The following is an 18,204-nucleotide window of genomic DNA, read 5'->3' as shown; positions in this document are numbered from 1 at the left end:
CTCGCCAGACTGAAAGGGATCGACATGTTCACCGTAAATCGTCGCCAACTCATCCAGGCTGGCGCAGGCCTTGCCCTGATCACCGGGGTTTCGCATTCACCCCTGTTCGCCGCGCCGCTCGGCGCCAACCCCTTTACGCTGGGTGTCGCGGCGGGCGACCCATGGCCCGACGGCTTCGTCATCTGGACCCGGCTGGCGCCTCGTCCACTGGACGAGCATGGCGGCATGCCCGCCGTTCATGTGCCCGTCCGGTGGGAAGTCGCTGAGGATCAGGGCTTTACGCGCGTGGTTCGCAAGGGCGAGGCCGTGGCCATGCCGGAGCTCGCGCATTCGGTCCATGTCGAAGTCGACGGGCTGCGACCGCATCGTCCCTATTGGTATCGGTTCGCCGTCGCAGGTTCGGACAGCAGCCCGGTGGGCATGGCACGAACCGCACCGGCGGCGGACGCAGTGGTCGATCGGCTGCGGATCGGGGTCGCGGGCTGCCAACATTATGAAATGGGCTTCTACGATGCCTGGCGTCATCTCGCCGCCGAACCTGATCTCGATCTGATCTTCCACTATGGCGACTATATCTATGAAGGCGGCGCGACGCCGCTCGGCCCACGGGACAAAGGCTGGACCGCAGTGCGCCAGCATGTCGGCAATGAGATCTACAGCATCGATGATTATCGTCGGCGCCACGCCCAATATCGGAGCGATCCGAATTTGCAGGCGGCCCACGCAGCCTGCGCTTTTGCCGCCTCGTTCGACGATCATGAGGTCGACAATAATTGGGCGAGCGACTTCGACCAGGACGGCACCGATCCGGCGATCTTCGCCTTGCGCCGTTTCATCGCGCTTCAGGCCTGGTATGAACATATGCCCGTCCGCAAGGCGCAGTTCCCGACGCCCGCCGGGCTGACGGCCTATCGCCGCCTCGACTATGGACGGCTGATGCGGATGCATGTGCTGGACACGCGTTCCTATCGGTCGGACCAGCCCTGCGGCGACGATTCCGTGAAGAACCCCTGTCCGCCTGCGGCCCGCATGCAGCCGGACATGCTGGGCAAGGCGCAGGAAAACTGGCTGGACGAAGGGCTGGGCAATGGCGCTACATGGAATCTGCTGGCGCAGCAGATCATGGTCATGCCCATCGACCTGCGTTCCGCAGACGCGCGGGAACCGCTCTATGCCACCGATCTGTGGGATGGATATCGTCCGGCCCGCGCCCGATTGATCGACTCCAGCCGCAAGCATCGGCTGACAAATGTGGTCATTGCGTCCGGCGACCACCATAAGCATGTGGCCGGCACCGTACCGGCCCGCGACGACGATCTGGATGGCGAGAAAATCGCCGTCGAATTCCTGGCTACCTCCATCACGTCGGGGGGCAATGGGGACGGCGTCGCCGGGTTGGAGCATATCGTGCGCAACAATCCCCAGATCGACCTCTATACCGATCAGCGGGGATATCAGCTCTTCGACATCACGCCGAAACTGTGGAGGACAGACGTCAAGGTCATGGATCGGGTCGAAAGCCCCGGCGGCAGCCTCAAGACATTGGCGAGCTATGCCGTCACGCCGGATCGATCCAAACTTCATCGCTCCTGATCGCGAAGGCCGGTCATCCCGGCCTACAGTCCGCCGGCAACCAGCCGATATAAACGGAAAGCTGCTGCGCCTCCGGTCCCGGCATGCAGGAACCGCTCCTTCGCGACCAGTCGCGCGTGGCTTGCCATGAGCGGCATCGGATGGCTGGGCGAAAGGCTATTCGTGCCGGAAGATGGCGACGATCTGCGCGGCGATCCCCGCTGGCGGCAGGCCGCCTTCGCGATACCAGTCCGCCGCCGAATTCAGCTGGGACAACAGCAGGTTGCGATAGACGGATCGGTCGATCTGCTGAGGCAGCGGCAATTCCGCCACCAGCGAACGAAACTGCTCCTCGAACCGATCGCGCCGTGCGATCAATTGCGCGCGAACCTGCTCGGGCACTTCGCGAAAGTCGTTCATCATGGGGGTCGTCAGGGAATCGGGCGCCAGTTGAATGTCCAGCAGGGCCGCGCAGGCCGCCTCCAGCCTGCCCCAGGGATCGTCCTTCCGTTCAACGGCATCCCGTATCCGGTCCGCCGCGCCGTCAAGCGCCGCATTATGCAGTTCTACGAACAGCGCATCCTTTGACTTGATATGATGGTAAAGCGAACCGCCCAGCACGCCCGCCTGCTCGCCAATGTCACGCATCGACGTGCCGCGATAGCCTTTCCGGGCGAAGAGTTGCGCCGCGATGTCCAATATCTGGCGGCGGCGGCTCGACCCCTCGTCATTCGAACCGGGAGATGTGGCTGGCTTCGTCATCAATGTTCGCGCTAGCACAGACTTGTCCGGCCGCGAAGCCGGTCAGGCCAGGCTTAACGCGCTGGCGCGGTCGAATATGGCATGGGTCACAGGCTCATGGTCGGATGCCCGCCTCGCCACATGAAATTCGACCGGGGCCAGCGCGGGCATCCCCTCCAGCTCGACCAGGGCGCCGCTAGCCATTTCCTCCCGCGCCATGGATTCAGGAAAAATGCCGATCCCGCCCCCCTTCCTGGCAATGTCGATCATGATCCGGGCATTGTTGCAAAGGTTGAGCAAGCCGTACGCAATCTGCGAAGCGGCAATGGCTTCGCGCATGCGCCCATGGATCGGAGAATGGCTGGCAAGCGACCAGACCGGGACGATGCGATCCGATTTCCCCGCGCAAAAGGCATCCGCCACATCCGGGCTGGCGAGCCAGACCAGATCCACCGAACCGATTGGGCGGGAGATCAGCGCCGGATGCGCAATGGGTCCAGCGGCAAAGGCCATGTCGGTGCGTCCGGTGAGCAGTTGCTGGATCAGATTGGCGGTCAGGTCGATCTCGATTTCCAGGCTGACGAACGGCATGGCTTTTTTGAGATCGGAGAGGAAGGCGGGAAGGCAGCTTGCCGCGACGATTTCACCCGTGCCGATGCGGATGACGCCGCTCGCCTCGCCAAAGCCGCCGCAGCGCATGAGCACGGCCTGAAGATCGCCCCAGAGCGGCCCGCAATCGCGCACCAACTGCCGCCCCGCCGGGGTGAGCGACATGGTGCGGCCTTCGCGGCGGAACAGGCTGGCGCCCAGATGCGCCTCCAGTTCCCGCACCCGCGCCGAAATGGCGGGCTGGGTCGTGTTCAGCCGGTCGGCGGCGGCGGCAAACGTGCCCAGCCGGTCGATCCAGAGCAGCGTCTCAAGATGGTAAAGTCCAATGCGATTGATAGCCATTGTTTATGCTTATCGTAAAAAACAAATCATTGGAAATAATCAATGATATCGCACACCCTTCCGCCCGAGAGGAGAGGCTGGCCTATGGCGAACAAAATTTATCCGAATGCTGCATCCGCGTTGGAGGGTCTTCTCTTCGACGGGATGCATCTGTGCGCGGGCGGTTTTGGGCTGTGCGGCATTCCGGAGCGGCTGATCGACGCGATCCGGGATTCGGGCGTCAGGGACCTGACCATCGCCTCCAACAATGCCGGGATCGATGGCGAGGGGTTGGGCAAGCTGCTGCGCACGCGGCAGGTGAAGAAGATGATCTCCTCCTATGTCGGGGAGAATAAGGAATTCGAGCGGCAATATCTGGCGGGAGAGCTGGAGGTCGAATTCTGCCCGCAGGGCACGCTGGCGGAACGCTGCCGCGCCGGCGGCGCGGGGATTCCGGGCTTCTACACCAGGACGGGCGTGGGCACCGCCGTGGCCGAGGGCAAGGAAGTCAAGACTTTCGACGGGCAGGATTATATCCTGGAACGCGGGATTTTCGCGGACGTGGCGATCGTCAAGGGCTGGAAGGCCGATGAGAGCGGCAATCTGATCTTCCGCAAGACGGCGCGCAACTTCAATGCGCCGATGGCGACGGCGGCCAAGATCTGCGTCGCGGAGGTCGAGGAAGTGGTGCCGGTCGGCAGCCTCGATCCCGACACGATCCATCTGCCCGGCATCTATGTGAAGCGCATGATCATAGGCAGCCCCTATGACAAGAAGATCGAATTCCGCACCGTTCGCCAGAGGGAGACTGCATAATGGCCCAGGAATCCAAAGGCTGGTCACGCGATGAGATGGCCGCCCGCGCGGCGAAGGAACTGCAAGACGGTTTCTACGTGAACCTGGGCATCGGCATTCCGACGCTGGTGGCGAACCATATTCCCGCAGGCGTGGAGGTGACGCTCCAGTCCGAGAACGGGATGCTGGGCATCGGCCCCTTCCCCTATGAGGGCGAGGAGGATGCCGACCTGATCAATGCGGGCAAGCAGACGATCAGCGAATTGCCCAATTCGGCCTATTTCTCCAGCGCCGACAGTTTCGCGATGATCCGCGGCGGGCATATCGACCTGACCGTGCTGGGCGCGATGGAAGTGGCGGAAAATGGCGACATCGCCAACTGGATGATCCCCGGCAAGATGATCAAGGGCATGGGCGGCGCGATGGATCTGGTCGCGGGCGTCAAGAAGATCATCGTCGTCATGGAGCACACGTCCAAGGACGGCAGCCCCAAATTCATCCCCGCCTGCACCCTGCCGCTGACCGGCAAGAATGTGGTCGACATGATCGTCACCGACCTGTGCGTCTTCCAGCGGCCCGACCATGACAGCCCGTTCCGGCTCGTCCAACTCGCTCCGGGCGTGACGGCGCAGGAAGTCGCCGCTAAGACGACCGCGCATTTCACCATCGACTGAAACCCCGCAATGGCGGAGAGCTGAACCAATCAGGGTCCGGACGGCTCCGCCAGTTGCAGCGCAATACGGATCAGGGCGCGTAGCGTAGGCGCCTCATCCGTCCGGCGCCAGGCCAGGCCGGTTTCCAGCACGGGCGCACCGTCCGCCAGCGGCAGATAGCGCACCCCCGTGCGCGCCAGATTCTGAAGCGATGCCGGCACCAGCGCCAGACCCATTTCCGCCGAGACGAGGCTGATGATCGTCTGCATCTGGATCGCGCGCTGGCGGATCGATGGATGATGCCCCTTGGCCCGGTAATGGTCGAGAACAAGGTCGTGGAAGGTGGGCGAGACATGACGGGGAAAGAGCAGCAGCGGCTGGTCCATCCAGCCCTCCCCCGCCAGCCTGTCCTGATCGAGTTGAAGGCGCCCGTCTTGCGTCCAGCCTTCCGGCACCGCCGCGACCAGAGGCTCGCGCAGCAGCGGTCGATATTCGATCGCTGCGGGCAGGCCCGATTCCGGCGGGATCAATATGCCCGCATCGATCCGCCCCTCCACCAGCGCCTCGATCTGCACGTCGCTGGTCGCTTCGGCCAATGTCATCTCGACATCGGGTACGGCCGTGGAATAGCGCCGGACCAGCGCGGGCAGGATGCTATAGTCGGCAGAGCTGACGAAGGACAAGGCCAGCCGCCCGACCGTCCCCTCCCGCAGCCTTTCCGCCATGGCTTGCAGGTCAGCGACGGCGCCCACCGCCGGGCGTACATGCTCCAGCCATTGCTGGCCAAAGGAGGTCAGCGCGACGTTGCGCTTGGTCCGGGCAAAAAGGGGCGCGCCCAATTCCCGCTCCAGCGCCATGATCGACTGGCTGAGCGGCGGCTGGGTCATGCCGAGCCGCTCCGCCGCGCGTCCGAAATGCAATTCCTCCGCCACCGCAATGAAATGATTGAGCTGACGCAAATCCATCTATCATTCATAACATGACTTTATTGGATCAGAGAAATATATTTCACAACCTGATCCCAAGGGCGTAAACTGCCTCGCAAAATTCCGACAGAAGCCAAGGGTAGTCAGACACATGCCGCATTATCGTTCCCGCACCAGCACCCACGGCCGCAACATGGCCGGTGCCCGCGGCCTCTGGCGCGCCACCGGCATGAAGGACGAGGATTTTGGCAAGCCGATCATCGCCATCGCCAACAGCTTCACCCAGTTCGTGCCGGGCCATGTCCACCTTAAGGATCTCGGCCAGCTGGTCGCACGGGAAATCGAGGCGGCAGGCGGCGTCGCCAAGGAATTCAATACCATCGCGGTCGATGACGGCATCGCCATGGGCCATGACGGCATGCTCTATTCGCTGCCCAGCCGCGACCTCATCGCCGACAGCGTCGAATATATGGTCAACGCCCATACGGCCGATGCGCTCGTCTGCATCTCCAACTGCGACAAGATCACGCCGGGCATGCTGATGGCCGCGATGCGCCTCAACATCCCCGCCATCTTCGTATCGGGCGGACCGATGGAGGCGGGTAAGGCGGATATCCACGGCCAGACCATCGCGCTCGATCTGGTCGACGCCATGGTCGCCGCCGCCGACGAGAGCTACACCGATGAAGAAGTGAAGGTCATCGAGCGCTCCGCTTGCCCGACCTGCGGCAGCTGCTCGGGCATGTTCACCGCCAATTCGATGAACTGCCTGACCGAAGCGCTTGGCCTCTCGCTCCCCGGCAACGGCTCGGTCCTCGCCACCCATGCCGACCGCGAGAAGCTGTTCCGTGAGGCAGGCCACAGCATCGTCGACCTCGCGAAACGCTGGTATGAGCAGGAGGACGCCTCCGTCCTGCCGCGCTCCATCGCCAGTTTCGCCGCCTTCGAAAATGCCATGAGCCTCGACATCGCCATGGGCGGTTCGACCAACACGGTACTCCATTTGCTCGCCGCCGCCTATGAAGGCGGGGTCGATTTCACCATGGCTGATATCGACCGGCTGTCACGCCGTGTTCCCTGCCTCTGCAAGGTCGCGCCCGCCAAGCAGGACGTCCATATGGAGGACGTCCACCGCGCCGGCGGCATCATGGCGATCCTGGGCCAGCTCGACAAAGCCGGGCTGATCGACGCCAGCCTCCCCACCGTCCACAGCCGGACCATGGGCGAAGCGCTCGACCGCTGGGACATCAGCCGCACCGGGAGCGAGAGCGTGCGGGAATTCTTCAAGGCTGCGCCCGGCGGCGTGCGCACCACGGTCGCCTTCAGCCAGTCGAACCGCTGGAAGGAACTGGATACCGACCGCGAGGCGGGCGTCATCCGCAGCGCCGAACACCCCTTCTCCAAGGATGGCGGCCTCGCGGTGCTGTTCGGCAATATCGCGCCGGAAGGCTGCATCGTGAAGACGGCGGGCGTGGACGAGTCCATCCTGACCTTCCACGGTACGGCGCGGGTCTATGAAAGCCAGGACGCGGCGGTCGCGGGCATATTGGGCAATGAAGTGCAGGCGGGCGACGTGGTCGTCATCCGCTATGAAGGGCCAAAGGGCGGCCCCGGCATGCAGGAAATGCTCTATCCGACCAGCTATCTGAAGTCGAAGGGGCTGGGCAAGGCCTGCGCGCTCATCACGGACGGTCGCTTCTCGGGCGGCACGTCGGGCCTCTCCATCGGCCATGTTTCGCCCGAAGCGGCGGAAGGCGGGCTGATCGCCCTCGTCAACACCGGCGACCCGATCGTCATCGACATTCCCAACCGCATCATCAAGCTCGACATCGACGAGGCGGTGATCGCAGAGCGCAAAGCGGAGATGGAAGCGCGCGGCGCCAAGGCGTGGAAGCCCTTCGGCCGCAAGCGCAATGTCTCGCCCGCGCTGCGCGCCTATGCCGCGCTGACGACCAATGCCGCGCGTGGTGCGGTGCGCGACGTCAGCCAGATCGAGAAGGATTGATCGACCATCAAAAAACCTCCGTCGCGCAGGGCGGCGGAGGTTCCAAATCCCCTATCCCTGAAGGGGAAGCTTACCTCAGCAAAATATACAGAGTGCCGGTCAGCGTAAGAGCCGACGCGCTGCACAAGGCCAGCAGACCCACGCTGCACTGGCACATGTTATAATGGATACGCTCCACTTGCATCTCTCCATTACCGCCGACTTTTGATGCCGGTCAATGAAGCGATGATAACAGAGAAAATGGGTGGAAGCAAAGGGTCAGCCTGTCGGCAGCCGCTCCAGTATTTTCCGCAATGCAGCATGAAATTGCCGCTGTTCGGACGGTTCCAGCGCTTCCACCACCTGCTCGCTGAGCTTGCGACGCAAGGGCTGCGTCAGGCCAAGAGCCTCTTCACCCGCGCTGGTGATCGTCAGCCGTTTGACCCGGCGATCGTCCGGATCGGCCGCCCTTACGATCCGCCCTTCCCGCTCCAGCCCGTCCAGCGCCTCGGTCACGGTGCGCGGAGAAATCCCCAACGCCTCGGCAATATCGGCCGCTCGCGCCGTTCCGGGCATCCCCTTGATACACATCAGCACCTTGGTCTGGGCAAGCGAGGCACCGCAGGCCAGCATTTCCCGGTCGAAGGATTTGCGCAGCAGCGTGACGACGCGAAACAGATCGGCGACCAACTCTTCCTTGGAGGTATTCATGAGGTCCCTCAATAAATGGTATTGCGCGATACTGCAAGAGCGAGCATAGGGATCGTCCCAGCGATTGATGAGTTTCCCATGCCTTCCCACACAGCGGCGTCCCCATCCTTCCCGGCAGACGACTCGGGCCAGAACGGCTCCTCCCGTCTCAAAAGTCCGCGCGCGCGGCTCATCCTGCTGCTGGTAATGCTGGCGCTGATCATCAGCGCCATATTCTGGTTCATCCGCTTCGAAACCTTCGGCAAATATCAGGAATCGACCAACGACGCCTATATTCAGGCCGATTCGATCACGATCGCGCCCAAGGTGCCGGGCTATGTCGACCGCGTCTTCGTCGCCGAGAATCAGGATGTGAAGGCAGGCCAGCCGCTCGCCCAGATCGATCCCCGCGATTATCGCGCCCAGGCGGCGCAGTCGGTTGCCCAGATCGACGTGGCCAAGGCCAATGCCGCAGGCGTCGCGGCGCAAATCGCCGAACAGCACGCCGCCATCGACCAGGCGGAGGCTGACCTCAATGCCGCCAATGCCAATGCGGTCTTCGCTGCGAGCGAGGTCGAACGTTACCGCCCACTGGCGGCAAGCGGCGCGGAAACCCGCGAACGGCTGTCCGAACTTCAGAATCAAGCCACGCAGGCCCGGGCCAAGGCCGCCGCCGCGCAGGCGGTGCTGGCCAGCGCGCAGAAGCGGATCGCCACCCTCGAAGCGCAGGTAAAGCAGGCGCAGGCGCAGGGCGAGGCCGCCCGCGCCCAGCTTTCCGCCGCCAATACCGATGTGGAGGCCACCATCCTGCGCGCCGCTGTGGATGGGCGCATCGGCGACAAGAGCGTGCGTCAGGGCCAGTTCGTCCAGGCCGCCACCCGCCTGATGACGCTGGTGCCCAAGGCCAGCCTCTATATCGAAGCCAATTTCAAGGAAACCCAGCTTGGCCTGATGCGCGTCGGCCAGCCGGTGAAGGTGACAGTCGACGCCCTGCCCGGCGTCGAACTGCTGGGGCAGGTGGCCAGCTTCGCGCCCGGCACCGGCGCGCAATTTTCCATCCTGCCGCCGCAGAACGCCACCGGCAACTTCACCAAGATCGTCCAGCGGGTCCCCGTCCGCATCGCCATCAGCGCCGGTCCCGAAACCCGCAAGATGCTGATCCCCGGCATGTCGGTCGAGGTGTCGGTCGACACCCGCTCGGCCAAGAATGCTTCGGAGCAGATCCGCCGCGAACAGGAGCAGCATAACGCCCGGATCAATCGATGAACGCCACCTTCGCCGCCTCACCAACCCCAGCGGTGCCGGAACGCGCCGACGCTGCTGCCTGGCTGGCGGTCGCGGCGGGTAGTCTGGGCGCGATGATGGCGACGCTGGACGTTTCCATCGTCAATTCCGCCCTACCCACTATCCAGGGCGAAATCGGCGCCAGCGGGACGGAGGGCACGTGGATCGCGACATCCTATCTGGTCGCGGAAATCATCATCATTCCACTGGCGGCCTGGCTGGAACGATTGCTGGGCCTGCGCACCCTGCTGCTGATCGCGGCCTTCCTGTTCACCGCCTTTTCGATGCTGTGCGGCGTCGCTGAGAATCTGACGACCATGATCATTGGCCGCGTCGGACAGGGCTTTACCGGCGGCGCGATGATCCCCACCGCCATGACGATCATCGCCACCCGCCTGCCCCGGTCCCAACAGCCCATCGGCAATGCGATGTTCGGCGTCACCGCAATCCTTGGACCGGTATTGGGACCGCTGGTCGGCGGCTGGCTGACGGAAAATATCAGCTGGCACTATGCCTTCTTCCTCAACCTGCCGGTCGGCATCATATTGGCGACCCTGCTGCTGGTGACGATGCCGCATCAGAGACCGCATTGGCGCGAATTCTGGCAAGCCGACTGGCTGGGCATCGCCGGCATGGCGCTCGGCCTTGGCGGCCTCACCATCGTACTGGAGGAGGGGCAGCGCGAACAATGGTTCCAAAGCCATGAAATCGTCATCCTGTCGATCGTCTCGGGCGTGGGCTTCATCTCGCTGTTTGCAGGGCAGTTTCTGGCCCAAAGGCCGGTCATCCGCCTGAAGCTGCTGCTCGACCGGCAATTCGGCGCGGTGGCGATGATGGGCGTGGTGATGGGCATGATGCTGTATGGCACGGCCTTCGTCATTCCGCAGTTCCTGGCCGCGATTGCCGACTATAACGCCTTGCAGTCGGGCCGCATCGTGCTGCTGTCCGGCATCCCCAGCCTGATGCTGATGCCGCTGACGCCACTGCTGATCCGGCATCTGGACATCCGCATCGCGGTCAGCATCGGCCTGCTCGTCATGGCGACAAGTTGCTGGATCGATACGACGCTGACCAATCAGGCGGTCGGCCATGATTTCATCGAATCGCAATTGCTGCGCGGCGTCGGCAGCGTCTTTGGCTTCCTGTTCCTCAATCAGGCCGCCATCGCCTCTGTCCCTCGGGAAAATGCGGGCGATGCGGCCGGGCTGTTCAACACGGTTCGCAATCTCGGCGGATCGCTGGCGCTGGCGGGCATAGCCACCATTCAGGACCAGCGGACATGGTTCCACAGCCGCCGCATGGAAGAAAGCCTGAGCGCCAACAGCGTGCATGTGCAGGATTATATCAACGGCCTCGGCCATGCGCTGGGCGGTCATGATGCGGCGCTGCGTTCCCTGGCGGGGACGATCCAACGGGAAGCGCTGATCATGACCTATAACGACATATTCACGATGCTGGCGGTCGGCATCATCGCTGTCCTGCCGCTCGTCCTGTTCCTGCGCCCCTTGCCCAAGGGGCAAGCGGTTGCGATGCACTGAGGCCACCGTCAATGCGTTCCCTTCTGATCGCCCTTCCCCTGTTCGCACTGGCCGCCTGCACCGCCGGGCCGGATTATCATGGACCCGGAACCGCCAGGGCCGCCCGTCCCGAAGCGCAGTTCGTGCGGACGGCGGACGGTGCCAGTCCGCAGGCGCCTGCGACCGCGACATGGTGGTCCTCGCTGGGCGATCCGGTGCTGGATGGGCTCGAAACCCGCGCACTCGCCGCCAATCCCGGCGTGGCCGTTGCGCAGGCGCGGGTCCGGCAGGCCCGCGCCTCACTGCGTTCGGAACGCGCCAATGCCCTGCCCAGCGCCAACGCCTCGGCCCTGTATGTCCATGCCCAGATTCCGGGCCTTGACCTCAGCGGATCGAACGGCAGCAACGCCTCCGATGGAAGCCAGTCGAGCAGCGGCGGCAGCCAGTCCCTCAATCTTTACAATCTGGGCTTCGACGCCAGTTGGGAGGTCGATCTGTGGGGCGGCAAGCGGCGCGGAGTGGAGGCCGCGCAGGCCCAGCTCGGCGCGGCAGAGGCCAATGTCGCCGACGCGCAGGTCAGCCTGACCGCCGAAATCGCGCAGACCTATGTCAATCTGCGTGACCGGCAACAGCGCATCGCTCTGGCGCAGGACAATATCACCCGACAGCGCGACACGCTGCTCCTTACCGAACAGCGCCAGCACCGGGGCACCGCCTCCGCGCTGGAACTGGAGCAGCAGCGCAATCAGCTCGAACAGGCCGAAGCCGCGATCCTGCCCCTGAATGCGGAGCGTGACGCCTATCTCAACGCATTGGCCACATTGGCTGGCGAAGCGCCGGGCGCACTCGACGCCATGCTTGGGCCCCCGGCCGCCATTCCGCTGCCCCCCGCCAGCGTCGCCATCGGCGATCCCGCCGCCCTGCTCCAGCGCCGCCCCGATATCCGCGCGGCGGAGCGTCAATATGCCGCCGCCACCGCGAAGATCGGCGTGGCACAGGCCGCGCGCTTCCCCAGCCTCAGTTTCATGGGCCTGATCGGCATCGGCGGCACCAATCCGGGCGACGTCTTCGATTTCAACAAACTCGCCGCCATCGCCATGCCGCGCCTTAGCTGGAGCTTCCTCGATTTCGGCCGCAACGCTGCCCGCGTGGAGCAGAGCAGGGGCGCGCAGGACGAAGCCGCCGCTCAATATCGCCAGGCTGTCCTCAATGCCCTGCGCGATAGCGAGGACGCCCTTTCCCGCTTCGGCGCCCGGCGGCTGGCCGTCGCCAGCGCCGCCCGGTCCAAGGCGTCGGCCGACCGCAGCGCCGCGCTGATACGCCAGCGTTTCGAAGCCGGCACCGCCACGCGCATCCAGCTTCTGGACGCGGAACGGCAGAGCATCGCCGCAGCCCAGACGCTTGTCCAGGGCACGGCGGCAATGACCGCCGACTATATCGCCCTGCAAAAGGCGCTCGGCCTCGGTTGGGAAGCGCCGCGTTAACTTTTTGGCAAGTGCTCTCCGGCGAAATGCCCGCTTAAAACGGGGCGTACCTATGTTGAAAAGAATCCGTACCCAGGATGTCGAACTGGGCATGTTTCTCCACAAGCTGGAAGGGTCGTGGTTTTCCCATCCCTTCTGGAAGAGCAAGATGTTGCTGGACGATGCCGATCAGCTGGCGACGCTGAAGGCCAGCAAGGTCGCCTGGGTCCAGATCGACACATCGCGCGGCGCCGATCTGAAGCCCAGGGACGTGTCACCGCCCGCGCGCGCGGCGACGCCCGCCCCGGACCAGCGCGACCGCCCCTTCGGCCGCGCCGGCGCGACCATCGCCCGGCGCGCCGCGCCCGCCCCTGTCAGTCGCCCCTTCGACCCGCTGTCCAAGGAGCGGACGTCGACCAAGGCGGAAATGGTCCACGCCAATCGCCTCGCCCGCAAGTCGGTGCGCGCCATGCAGAAGATCTTCGACGATTCCCGGCTGGGCAATGCGATCAAGCTCAACAAGCTGGAAACGATGATCGAGGAGATTTCCAGCTCCATCCAGCGCAATCCCCATGCCTTCATGGCGGTGACGCGGCTCAAGAACACCAGCGAATATCTCTACCTCCACGCGCTGTCGGTCTGCGCGCTGATGATCGGCCTTGCCCAGCAGCTTCGCCTCTCGCCCGAGGAAGTGCAGCAGGCGGGGCTTGCCGGATTGCTGATGGACGTGGGCATGGGCCATGTGCCGCAGGAAACCTGGGACAAGGACAGCCCGCTGACGCCGGAGGAATGGGAGGTGGTGAAGAGCCACACCACGCTGGCGCATGAATTTCTGGCGCTGGGCGGGGAGATGCCCGACGCCGTCCTGGACGTGTGCCTGCATCATCATGAGCGGCTGGACGGCAGCGGCTATCCCCATGGGCTGAAGGGCGAGGAGATCGGCCAGTTCGCGCGCATGGCGGCGATCTGCGACACCTATGATGCGATGACCTCCAACCGTATCCACCGCCATGGCGAGGACCCGTCCCGCGCCCTGCTGATGCTGGACGAAGCGCAGACGCTCTACGATCCGGAGATTTTCCAGGCGTTCCAGCGCGCCGTCGGCATCTATCCGATCGGGTCGCTGGTCCGGCTGCGCTCGCATCGGCTGGCCATCGTGGTCGAACAGAACCGGGACGATCTGACCCTACCCGTCGTGCGCCCCTTCTATTCGCTGAACGACCGCAGCTTCGTGAAGGCGGAGGATATCGACCTTTCCAACTGCTTCGGCGCAGACCAGATCATCACCCGCGAAACGCCCGAGGGATGGGACATGGCGGAATGGCCGACGCTGAGCGCCAAGTTGCTGGCGGCGGCAGGCTGATCCGGCATAGCTTGCCGGTAGCCACGGGCAGGTAGATAAAGCCCGCATGATCGTGCCGAAGCGTCCCTCGACCGCGGCTGGCGTCGCGATGCACTATGATGAACTGGACCTTGCCTACCGGCGGATCTGGGGCGAACATGTGCATCATGGCTATTGGCGAACCGGCCGCGAAAGCCCGGCCGAAGCAGCAGACGCGCTCGTGGAGGAGGTGGAGAGGCGGCTGGCGCTGGAACCGGGCCAGACGCTGTGCGACATAGGCTGCGGCTATGGTGCCACCGCTGCCCGGATCGCCGCGCGGCATGATGTCAGCATTATCGGCCTGACCCTCTCCTCCGCGCAGGAGAAGGTCGCCAACGCCCGCCCCCCATCACGCTTCACCTGCCTGCAACGCGACTGGCTGCACAATGACCTGCCCGATGCCAGCTTCGACCGCGCCTATGCCATCGAAAGCTCCGAACATATGGTCGACAAGGCCCGGTTCTTCCGCGAAGCCGCCCGCGTGCTGCGCCCCGGCGGGCGGCTGGTCGTCTGCGCCTGGCTGGAAGGAAAGGACGCGCACCAGTGGCAAATCCGCCATCTGCTCGAACCCATTTGCCGCGAAGGACGGCTTCCCAGCATGGGCAGCCGCGCCGATTATGAGGCGCTCGCCGTCGATGCCGGCTTCATTCTTCGCGACTATGAGGATGTCAGCAGCCGCGTCCGCCGAACCTGGACGATCTGCCTGCGCCGGTTCGCCGGACGGATGATCACCGATCCCGCGCTGCGTCGGCTGGCGCTCAGTTCCCAGACGCGGAATCGCGACTTCATCTTCAGCCTGCCGCGCCTGATCCTGGCGCTACGCACCAGAGCGATGCGCTATGGCATTTTCGTCTGGAGCAGGAATTAATTCACCCGCGTCCAGCGCTGGCTCTCACACAGGAACAGCACGCATCCCGTGACCCTGAGCGATCCATCCGGATTCAGCCCCAATGTCGCCCGATAGCTTCGCCCCGATTTGGGATCATAGGCCCGTCCGCCCTTCCATATCGCGCCGTCGCGGCGGAAGCCCGATAGGGTGAGCAACCCCATGATCGGTTGGCCGCGCCGCTTCGGATCAGGATTGTTGATGTCGGTCGCCGGCACATTCGGTCCCTTGTCCAGCACACGGACGATATGCCCGCACATCTGCGGACCGCAGGGCGCGATCTGCACCACGCCCTTCCGGTCGTCGGTCAGCCAACTGCCCTCCACACCGTGTGGCATGGCCCCAGCGGCGATCAGCAACAGCACGGAAAAGGCCGACATGGCATTACCTCCTCATTCATCAGAATATGCTATGATCCCCGGAAAAGAAGAGAGGGCATCATGGCCGACCTTTCGATCCGGTCGCGGCAGGAAGAGCAGATGGACGCGCCGGACCTGGACCCGGCGGTTTACGAGCGCGTGCTGCACGATCTGGCGCGGGTCAATCGTTGGACCTTCACGGCCTGGCCGACCATCGCCTTTCTCAACCGCGCCATCGGTTCGGCGGGGCATTTCCGCCTGCTGGACGTCGGCTTCGGCGATGGCGACGTCCTTCGCGCCGTCGCCCGCTGGGCCAGAAAGCGCGGCATCGAGGCCGAACTGATCGGCGTCGACCTTAATGAAAAAAGCCTTCAGGCCGCGCGCCACGCCACCCCGCCCGATCTTGCCATCGACTATCGCGCCGGGGATTATCTCGACCAGCCGGAGCGGTTCGATTTCATCATCTCCAGCCAGGTGACGCATCACATGACGGACGCGCAGCTGATGACCTTCCTGCGCCATATGGAGGCCAATGCGCAGAGGGGCTGGCTGATCTGCGACCTGCATCGGCATGGCTTTGCCCATTGGGGTTTCCCTCTGCTCGCCCGGCTGCTGCGCGTTCATCGCATCGTGCGGGAGGATGGGCAGCTTTCCATCGCCCGCGCCTTCCGCCCCGGCGACTGGGCGGACCTGTTGCCCACGGCCGGGATCAGCCTGGATCATGTGCGGATCGTGCGCCGCTTTTCCTTCCGCCTGTGCGTGGAGCGGATATTCGGGTGAGCAATGCGGCCTGCGCGCCAAGCCCCGGCATCCAGTGCAGCAACTGCATCATCATTCCCCGCCCCAACGCCCCTGCCGCACCATGACGCAGCGCCTCCGCCATGCCGATCGGACGGCGGTTGCGCTGGTGCATCTGCCTTTGCCAGTCCACCGCCGCCTCCGCCCCGCCGCCAAGCCAGGCCTGCGCCGCGCTGACCCCGCTGCTGAGCGCGATGGCGATGCCGTCCCCGGCCAGCGAGGCAATCACCGCGCCCTGATCCCCGATGCGGAAGATGCCCGGTACGGTTTCCGCCGCCCGCCAGCCATAGGGCACCCCCGCCACCGCCTCCCACTGCGCGGGGATCGCTCCCCCCAGACGGTCCGCCAGGCGCGGCGCCTCCGCCATGATCTCCGCCATGAGTGCGGGCACGCCGTCCGACATCCGCTCACGCGCGACGGAGAGGCAGAGGTTGGACGTCCCATCCTCCTGCAACAGCAGGCCCGCATAGCCCCGGTCGAACAGGTGCAGCTCGATCATGCCCGTCAGATCGCGCGACCGGGCGGCATGGGCGGGCAGCACCGCCCGCAATCCGACGGAGGGCACCTCCTTCCGCCCGCCAAGATCGCGCGCCAGCCCCCGCAGTTCATGCTTGCCGGTCGCCAGGAACAAGGTCCCGCCCGCCAGCTCTTCCCCATCATCGAAGCGAACGGATCGCCCGGCCGGGTCCGCCGCCCGCACCGCCCGCCCGCGCAGGAGCACCGCCCCCGCATCGCCCGCCAGCGCGATCAACGCTTCATCCAGCACCCGCCGCGACAATCCCGCTGCCTGATGCGGCAGGGCCAGCTCAATGGCGCGCTCCCCCACCAGCAATCGCAACCGTCCAATGGGCCGCGCGCCCAGCACAGCCACGTCCAGCCCCAGATCGCGCAGGATCGCCAGTGCGTCCCAGCCCAGAAAACCACCGCAGACACCATCATGCGGCCCATCATGGCGATCCACCAGATGCGCACTGACCCCCGCCCGCGCGAGCGTGATCGCCGCCGCCGCCCCGGCCGGCCCACCGCCGACGATCAGCGCGGGCACGGGCGGCACGGGCATTGAGGGGCGCGTCATGCGATCCCTTCGAACCGGAATCCTTCGGCCGCCACCCCCGGCCCGAAGGCCAGCGCCACCCCCTGCCGCGCCTGCTCCGCCATATCGTGCAGGATGAACATCAGCGTGGAGGACGACATATTGCCGAACCGCGCCAGCACGCTGCGCGAGAACGCAAGCGCATCCTCGCCCAGCCCAAGCCCATATTGCACCGCATCCAATATGGACCGCCCGCCCGCATGCACCGCCCAATCGTCGATCAGCGCCGGGTCGTCGTCGCCCCACATCCGCCGCCGCACCGCCGGATCGCCCAGCATCGTCTGAATCCGCCCTGGCACTTGCCCTGACAGATGCATCACAAAGCCGCGATCCCCGATCTCCCACCGGATCAACTCCGCCGAGTCCGCCAGATTGATCGAGAAAGGCCGGTCGATGGCGATCCCGCTTCCCTCCGCCGTCACCAGAGCCGCCGCCGCCCCGTCCGCGAACTGGAGCATCATCAACAACCGCTCGATCTGCCGCTCAAGCTGGAAATGCAGCGAGCAGAGCTCGACCGTCACCACCAGCACCCGCGCCTCCGGCTCCGACCGCACGATATGCCGCGCCGTCCGCAGCGCCGCAACCGCCGCATAACAGCCCATGAAGCCCACCAGCGTCCGCTCGACCCCTTCCAGCCCCAGCCGATCGGCAATGATCTGGTCGATGCCGGGCGCGACGAAGCCGGTGCAGCTGGCCACCACCAGATGGCTGATCCGGTCGATCGCCACCTTCTCCCGCAACCGCGCTATCGCCTCCAGCGCCAGCACGGGTGCATGCTCGGCATAGCGCTGCATCCTGATCGAGGTCGGCGGCATTTCTCCGCTGTAGAAGCCGCCCGGATCGACCGGCGTTCCGCCCTCGGCGGTCCGCGGCAGGACGCACCAGCGATGATCGATACCCGACCGTTCCGCCATGCGCAGGAAAATCTGCCTTTCGCGCGGATTGTCCAACCGGCCGCCTGCCCACTGGATGAACGGAGCGTGGATGTCCTGCGCAGGGACAGCACAGCCGATGGCATTGATGCGGGCACGCGTTCCAGTCATCGGGTCGGCTTATCTCCTGTCTTTGGCGGAACATCCCATGTCCGGGAGCTTGTAGGGTTTCGGTGCCTTGCCAAGCGCAAAAGGTTCAA

17 protein-coding genes are annotated in these 18,204 nt (G+C 64.8%); 10 read left to right on the top strand and 7 right to left on the bottom strand.

Annotated features, from left to right (window positions below; all coding sequences use genetic code 11):
- The first annotated feature begins 24 nt into the window (after window positions 1-24).
- On the top strand, window positions 25-1,593 hold the full coding sequence (locus tag HUK73_RS21745; protein ID WP_176593901.1) for an alkaline phosphatase: 1,569 nt from the start codon (window positions 25-27) through the stop codon (window positions 1,591-1,593).
- Window positions 1,594-1,749: 156 nt separating this feature from the next.
- On the opposite strand, the gene HUK73_RS21740 is transcribed toward HUK73_RS21745, so the two are convergent.
- Together HUK73_RS21740 and HUK73_RS21735 are read right to left on the bottom strand one after the other, a co-directional pair.
- Window positions 1,750-2,334: a TetR/AcrR family transcriptional regulator gene (locus HUK73_RS21740; protein WP_176593900.1), complete on the bottom strand. Its 585-nt coding sequence runs from the start codon at window positions 2,332-2,334 to the stop codon at window positions 1,750-1,752.
- A 42-nt stretch (window positions 2,335-2,376) separates the two neighbouring features.
- Window positions 2,377-3,264, bottom strand: a complete 888-nt coding sequence (locus HUK73_RS21735; protein WP_176593899.1) for a LysR family transcriptional regulator — start codon at window positions 3,262-3,264, stop codon at window positions 2,377-2,379.
- An 84-nt stretch (window positions 3,265-3,348) separates the two neighbouring features.
- Between HUK73_RS21735 and HUK73_RS21730 the strand changes: the two genes are divergently transcribed.
- Window positions 3,349-4,059 carry a CoA transferase subunit A gene (locus HUK73_RS21730; protein WP_176593898.1) on the top strand — a complete coding sequence of 237 codons (711 nt, stop codon included), beginning with the start codon at window positions 3,349-3,351 and terminating at the stop codon, window positions 4,057-4,059.
- Complete coding sequence (locus HUK73_RS21725) at window positions 4,059-4,712, top strand: CoA transferase subunit B (RefSeq protein ID WP_176593897.1); 654 nt, start codon at window positions 4,059-4,061, stop codon at window positions 4,710-4,712. The genes HUK73_RS21730 and HUK73_RS21725 overlap by 1 nt, the downstream gene beginning before the upstream one ends.
- A 29-nt stretch (window positions 4,713-4,741) precedes the next feature.
- Here the strand turns inward: HUK73_RS21725 and HUK73_RS21720 are convergent, their stop codons facing one another.
- Window positions 4,742-5,656: a LysR family transcriptional regulator gene (locus HUK73_RS21720; protein ID WP_176593896.1), complete on the bottom strand. Its 915-nt coding sequence runs from the start codon at window positions 5,654-5,656 to the stop codon at window positions 4,742-4,744.
- A gap of 112 nt (window positions 5,657-5,768) precedes the next feature.
- Here HUK73_RS21720 and ilvD point away from each other — a divergent pair, with 112 nt between their 5' ends.
- Window positions 5,769-7,622 (top strand): dihydroxy-acid dehydratase, encoded by a 1,854-nt coding sequence (gene ilvD, locus HUK73_RS21715; protein WP_176593895.1) that lies wholly within the window; start codon window positions 5,769-5,771, stop codon window positions 7,620-7,622.
- Window positions 7,623-7,880: 258 nt separating this feature from the next.
- On the opposite strand, the gene HUK73_RS21710 is transcribed toward ilvD, so the two are convergent.
- On the bottom strand, window positions 7,881-8,312 hold the full coding sequence (locus HUK73_RS21710; RefSeq protein WP_176593894.1) for a MarR family winged helix-turn-helix transcriptional regulator: 432 nt from the start codon (window positions 8,310-8,312) through the stop codon (window positions 7,881-7,883).
- 78 nt (window positions 8,313-8,390) lie between these two features.
- Between HUK73_RS21710 and HUK73_RS21705 the strand changes: the two genes are divergently transcribed.
- The 5 genes from HUK73_RS21705 to HUK73_RS21685 are packed head-to-tail and all read left to right on the top strand — an operon-like array spanning window position 8,391 to window position 14,804.
- Entirely contained in the window at window positions 8,391-9,557 is a 1,167-nt protein-coding gene (locus tag HUK73_RS21705) for an HlyD family secretion protein (protein WP_176593893.1), read from the top strand.
- Complete coding sequence (locus HUK73_RS21700) at window positions 9,554-11,113, top strand: DHA2 family efflux MFS transporter permease subunit (RefSeq protein WP_176593892.1); 1,560 nt, start codon at window positions 9,554-9,556, stop codon at window positions 11,111-11,113. Before HUK73_RS21705 ends, HUK73_RS21700 begins: the two co-directional genes overlap by 4 nt.
- Before the next feature lie 11 nt (window positions 11,114-11,124).
- Window positions 11,125-12,576: an efflux transporter outer membrane subunit gene (locus HUK73_RS21695; RefSeq protein WP_176593891.1), complete on the top strand. Its 1,452-nt coding sequence runs from the start codon at window positions 11,125-11,127 to the stop codon at window positions 12,574-12,576.
- Between the two features lie 52 nt (window positions 12,577-12,628).
- Window positions 12,629-13,918 carry an HD-GYP domain-containing protein gene (locus tag HUK73_RS21690; protein WP_176593890.1) on the top strand — a complete coding sequence of 430 codons (1,290 nt, stop codon included), beginning with the start codon at window positions 12,629-12,631 and terminating at the stop codon, window positions 13,916-13,918.
- 46 nt (window positions 13,919-13,964) lie between these two features.
- Complete coding sequence (locus tag HUK73_RS21685; RefSeq protein WP_176593889.1) at window positions 13,965-14,804, top strand: class I SAM-dependent methyltransferase; 840 nt, start codon at window positions 13,965-13,967, stop codon at window positions 14,802-14,804.
- Here the strand turns inward: HUK73_RS21685 and HUK73_RS21680 are convergent.
- Window positions 14,801-15,202 (bottom strand): DUF2147 domain-containing protein, encoded by a 402-nt coding sequence (locus HUK73_RS21680; RefSeq protein ID WP_255326486.1) that lies wholly within the window; start codon window positions 15,200-15,202, stop codon window positions 14,801-14,803. The two genes, HUK73_RS21685 and HUK73_RS21680, sit on opposite strands and share 4 nt — an antisense overlap.
- Before the next feature lie 60 nt (window positions 15,203-15,262).
- On the opposite strand from HUK73_RS21680, the gene HUK73_RS21675 reads away from it, so the two are divergent.
- Window positions 15,263-15,961 (top strand): methyltransferase domain-containing protein, encoded by a 699-nt coding sequence (locus tag HUK73_RS21675; protein ID WP_176593888.1) that lies wholly within the window; start codon window positions 15,263-15,265, stop codon window positions 15,959-15,961.
- Here the strand turns inward: HUK73_RS21675 and HUK73_RS27085 are convergent.
- Window positions 15,891-17,054: an NAD(P)/FAD-dependent oxidoreductase gene (locus HUK73_RS27085; RefSeq protein ID WP_304413759.1), complete on the bottom strand. Its 1,164-nt coding sequence runs from the start codon at window positions 17,052-17,054 to the stop codon at window positions 15,891-15,893. The two genes, HUK73_RS21675 and HUK73_RS27085, sit on opposite strands and share 71 nt — an antisense overlap.
- Window positions 17,051-18,115: a type III polyketide synthase gene (locus HUK73_RS21665; protein WP_176593887.1), complete on the bottom strand. Its 1,065-nt coding sequence runs from the start codon at window positions 18,113-18,115 to the stop codon at window positions 17,051-17,053. The genes HUK73_RS27085 and HUK73_RS21665 overlap by 4 nt, the downstream gene beginning before the upstream one ends.
- Window positions 18,116-18,204: the final 89 nt, after the last annotated feature.

The organism is Sphingobium sp. EM0848 (assembly GCF_013375555.1).
GTDB lineage: Bacteria > Pseudomonadota > Alphaproteobacteria > Sphingomonadales > Sphingomonadaceae > Sphingobium.
This window is presented reverse-complemented; position numbering and strand designations above follow the sequence as displayed.

What these genes read in the sequence shown, in the direction of transcription:
- HUK73_RS21685 (WP_176593889.1), top strand. Translation starts at nt 13,965, where the DNA reads ATGATCGTGCCGAAGCGTCCCTCGACCGCGGCTGGCGTCGCGATGCAC.
- HUK73_RS21690 (WP_176593890.1), top strand. Translation starts at nt 12,629, where the DNA reads ATGTTGAAAAGAATCCGTACCCAGGATGTCGAACTGGGCATGTTTCTC.
- HUK73_RS21745 (WP_176593901.1), top strand. Translation starts at nt 25, where the DNA reads ATGTTCACCGTAAATCGTCGCCAACTCATCCAGGCTGGCGCAGGCCTT.
- HUK73_RS21665 (WP_176593887.1), bottom strand. Translation starts at nt 18,115, where the DNA reads ATGACTGGAACGCGTGCCCGCATCAATGCCATCGGCTGTGCTGTCCCT.
- HUK73_RS21735 (WP_176593899.1), bottom strand. Translation starts at nt 3,264, where the DNA reads ATGGCTATCAATCGCATTGGACTTTACCATCTTGAGACGCTGCTCTGG.
- HUK73_RS21675 (WP_176593888.1), top strand. Translation starts at nt 15,263, where the DNA reads ATGGCCGACCTTTCGATCCGGTCGCGGCAGGAAGAGCAGATGGACGCG.
- HUK73_RS21680 (WP_255326486.1), bottom strand. Translation starts at nt 15,202, where the DNA reads ATGTCGGCCTTTTCCGTGCTGTTGCTGATCGCCGCTGGGGCCATGCCA.
- HUK73_RS21705 (WP_176593893.1), top strand. Translation starts at nt 8,391, where the DNA reads ATGCCTTCCCACACAGCGGCGTCCCCATCCTTCCCGGCAGACGACTCG.
- HUK73_RS21720 (WP_176593896.1), bottom strand. Translation starts at nt 5,656, where the DNA reads ATGGATTTGCGTCAGCTCAATCATTTCATTGCGGTGGCGGAGGAATTG.
- HUK73_RS27085 (WP_304413759.1), bottom strand. Translation starts at nt 17,054, where the DNA reads ATGACGCGCCCCTCAATGCCCGTGCCGCCCGTGCCCGCGCTGATCGTC.
- HUK73_RS21730 (WP_176593898.1), top strand. Translation starts at nt 3,349, where the DNA reads ATGGCGAACAAAATTTATCCGAATGCTGCATCCGCGTTGGAGGGTCTT.
- HUK73_RS21695 (WP_176593891.1), top strand. Translation starts at nt 11,125, where the DNA reads ATGCGTTCCCTTCTGATCGCCCTTCCCCTGTTCGCACTGGCCGCCTGC.
- ilvD (WP_176593895.1), top strand. Translation starts at nt 5,769, where the DNA reads ATGCCGCATTATCGTTCCCGCACCAGCACCCACGGCCGCAACATGGCC.
- HUK73_RS21725 (WP_176593897.1), top strand. Translation starts at nt 4,059, where the DNA reads ATGGCCCAGGAATCCAAAGGCTGGTCACGCGATGAGATGGCCGCCCGC.
- HUK73_RS21710 (WP_176593894.1), bottom strand. Translation starts at nt 8,312, where the DNA reads ATGAATACCTCCAAGGAAGAGTTGGTCGCCGATCTGTTTCGCGTCGTC.
- HUK73_RS21700 (WP_176593892.1), top strand. Translation starts at nt 9,554, where the DNA reads ATGAACGCCACCTTCGCCGCCTCACCAACCCCAGCGGTGCCGGAACGC.
- HUK73_RS21740 (WP_176593900.1), bottom strand. Translation starts at nt 2,334, where the DNA reads ATGACGAAGCCAGCCACATCTCCCGGTTCGAATGACGAGGGGTCGAGC.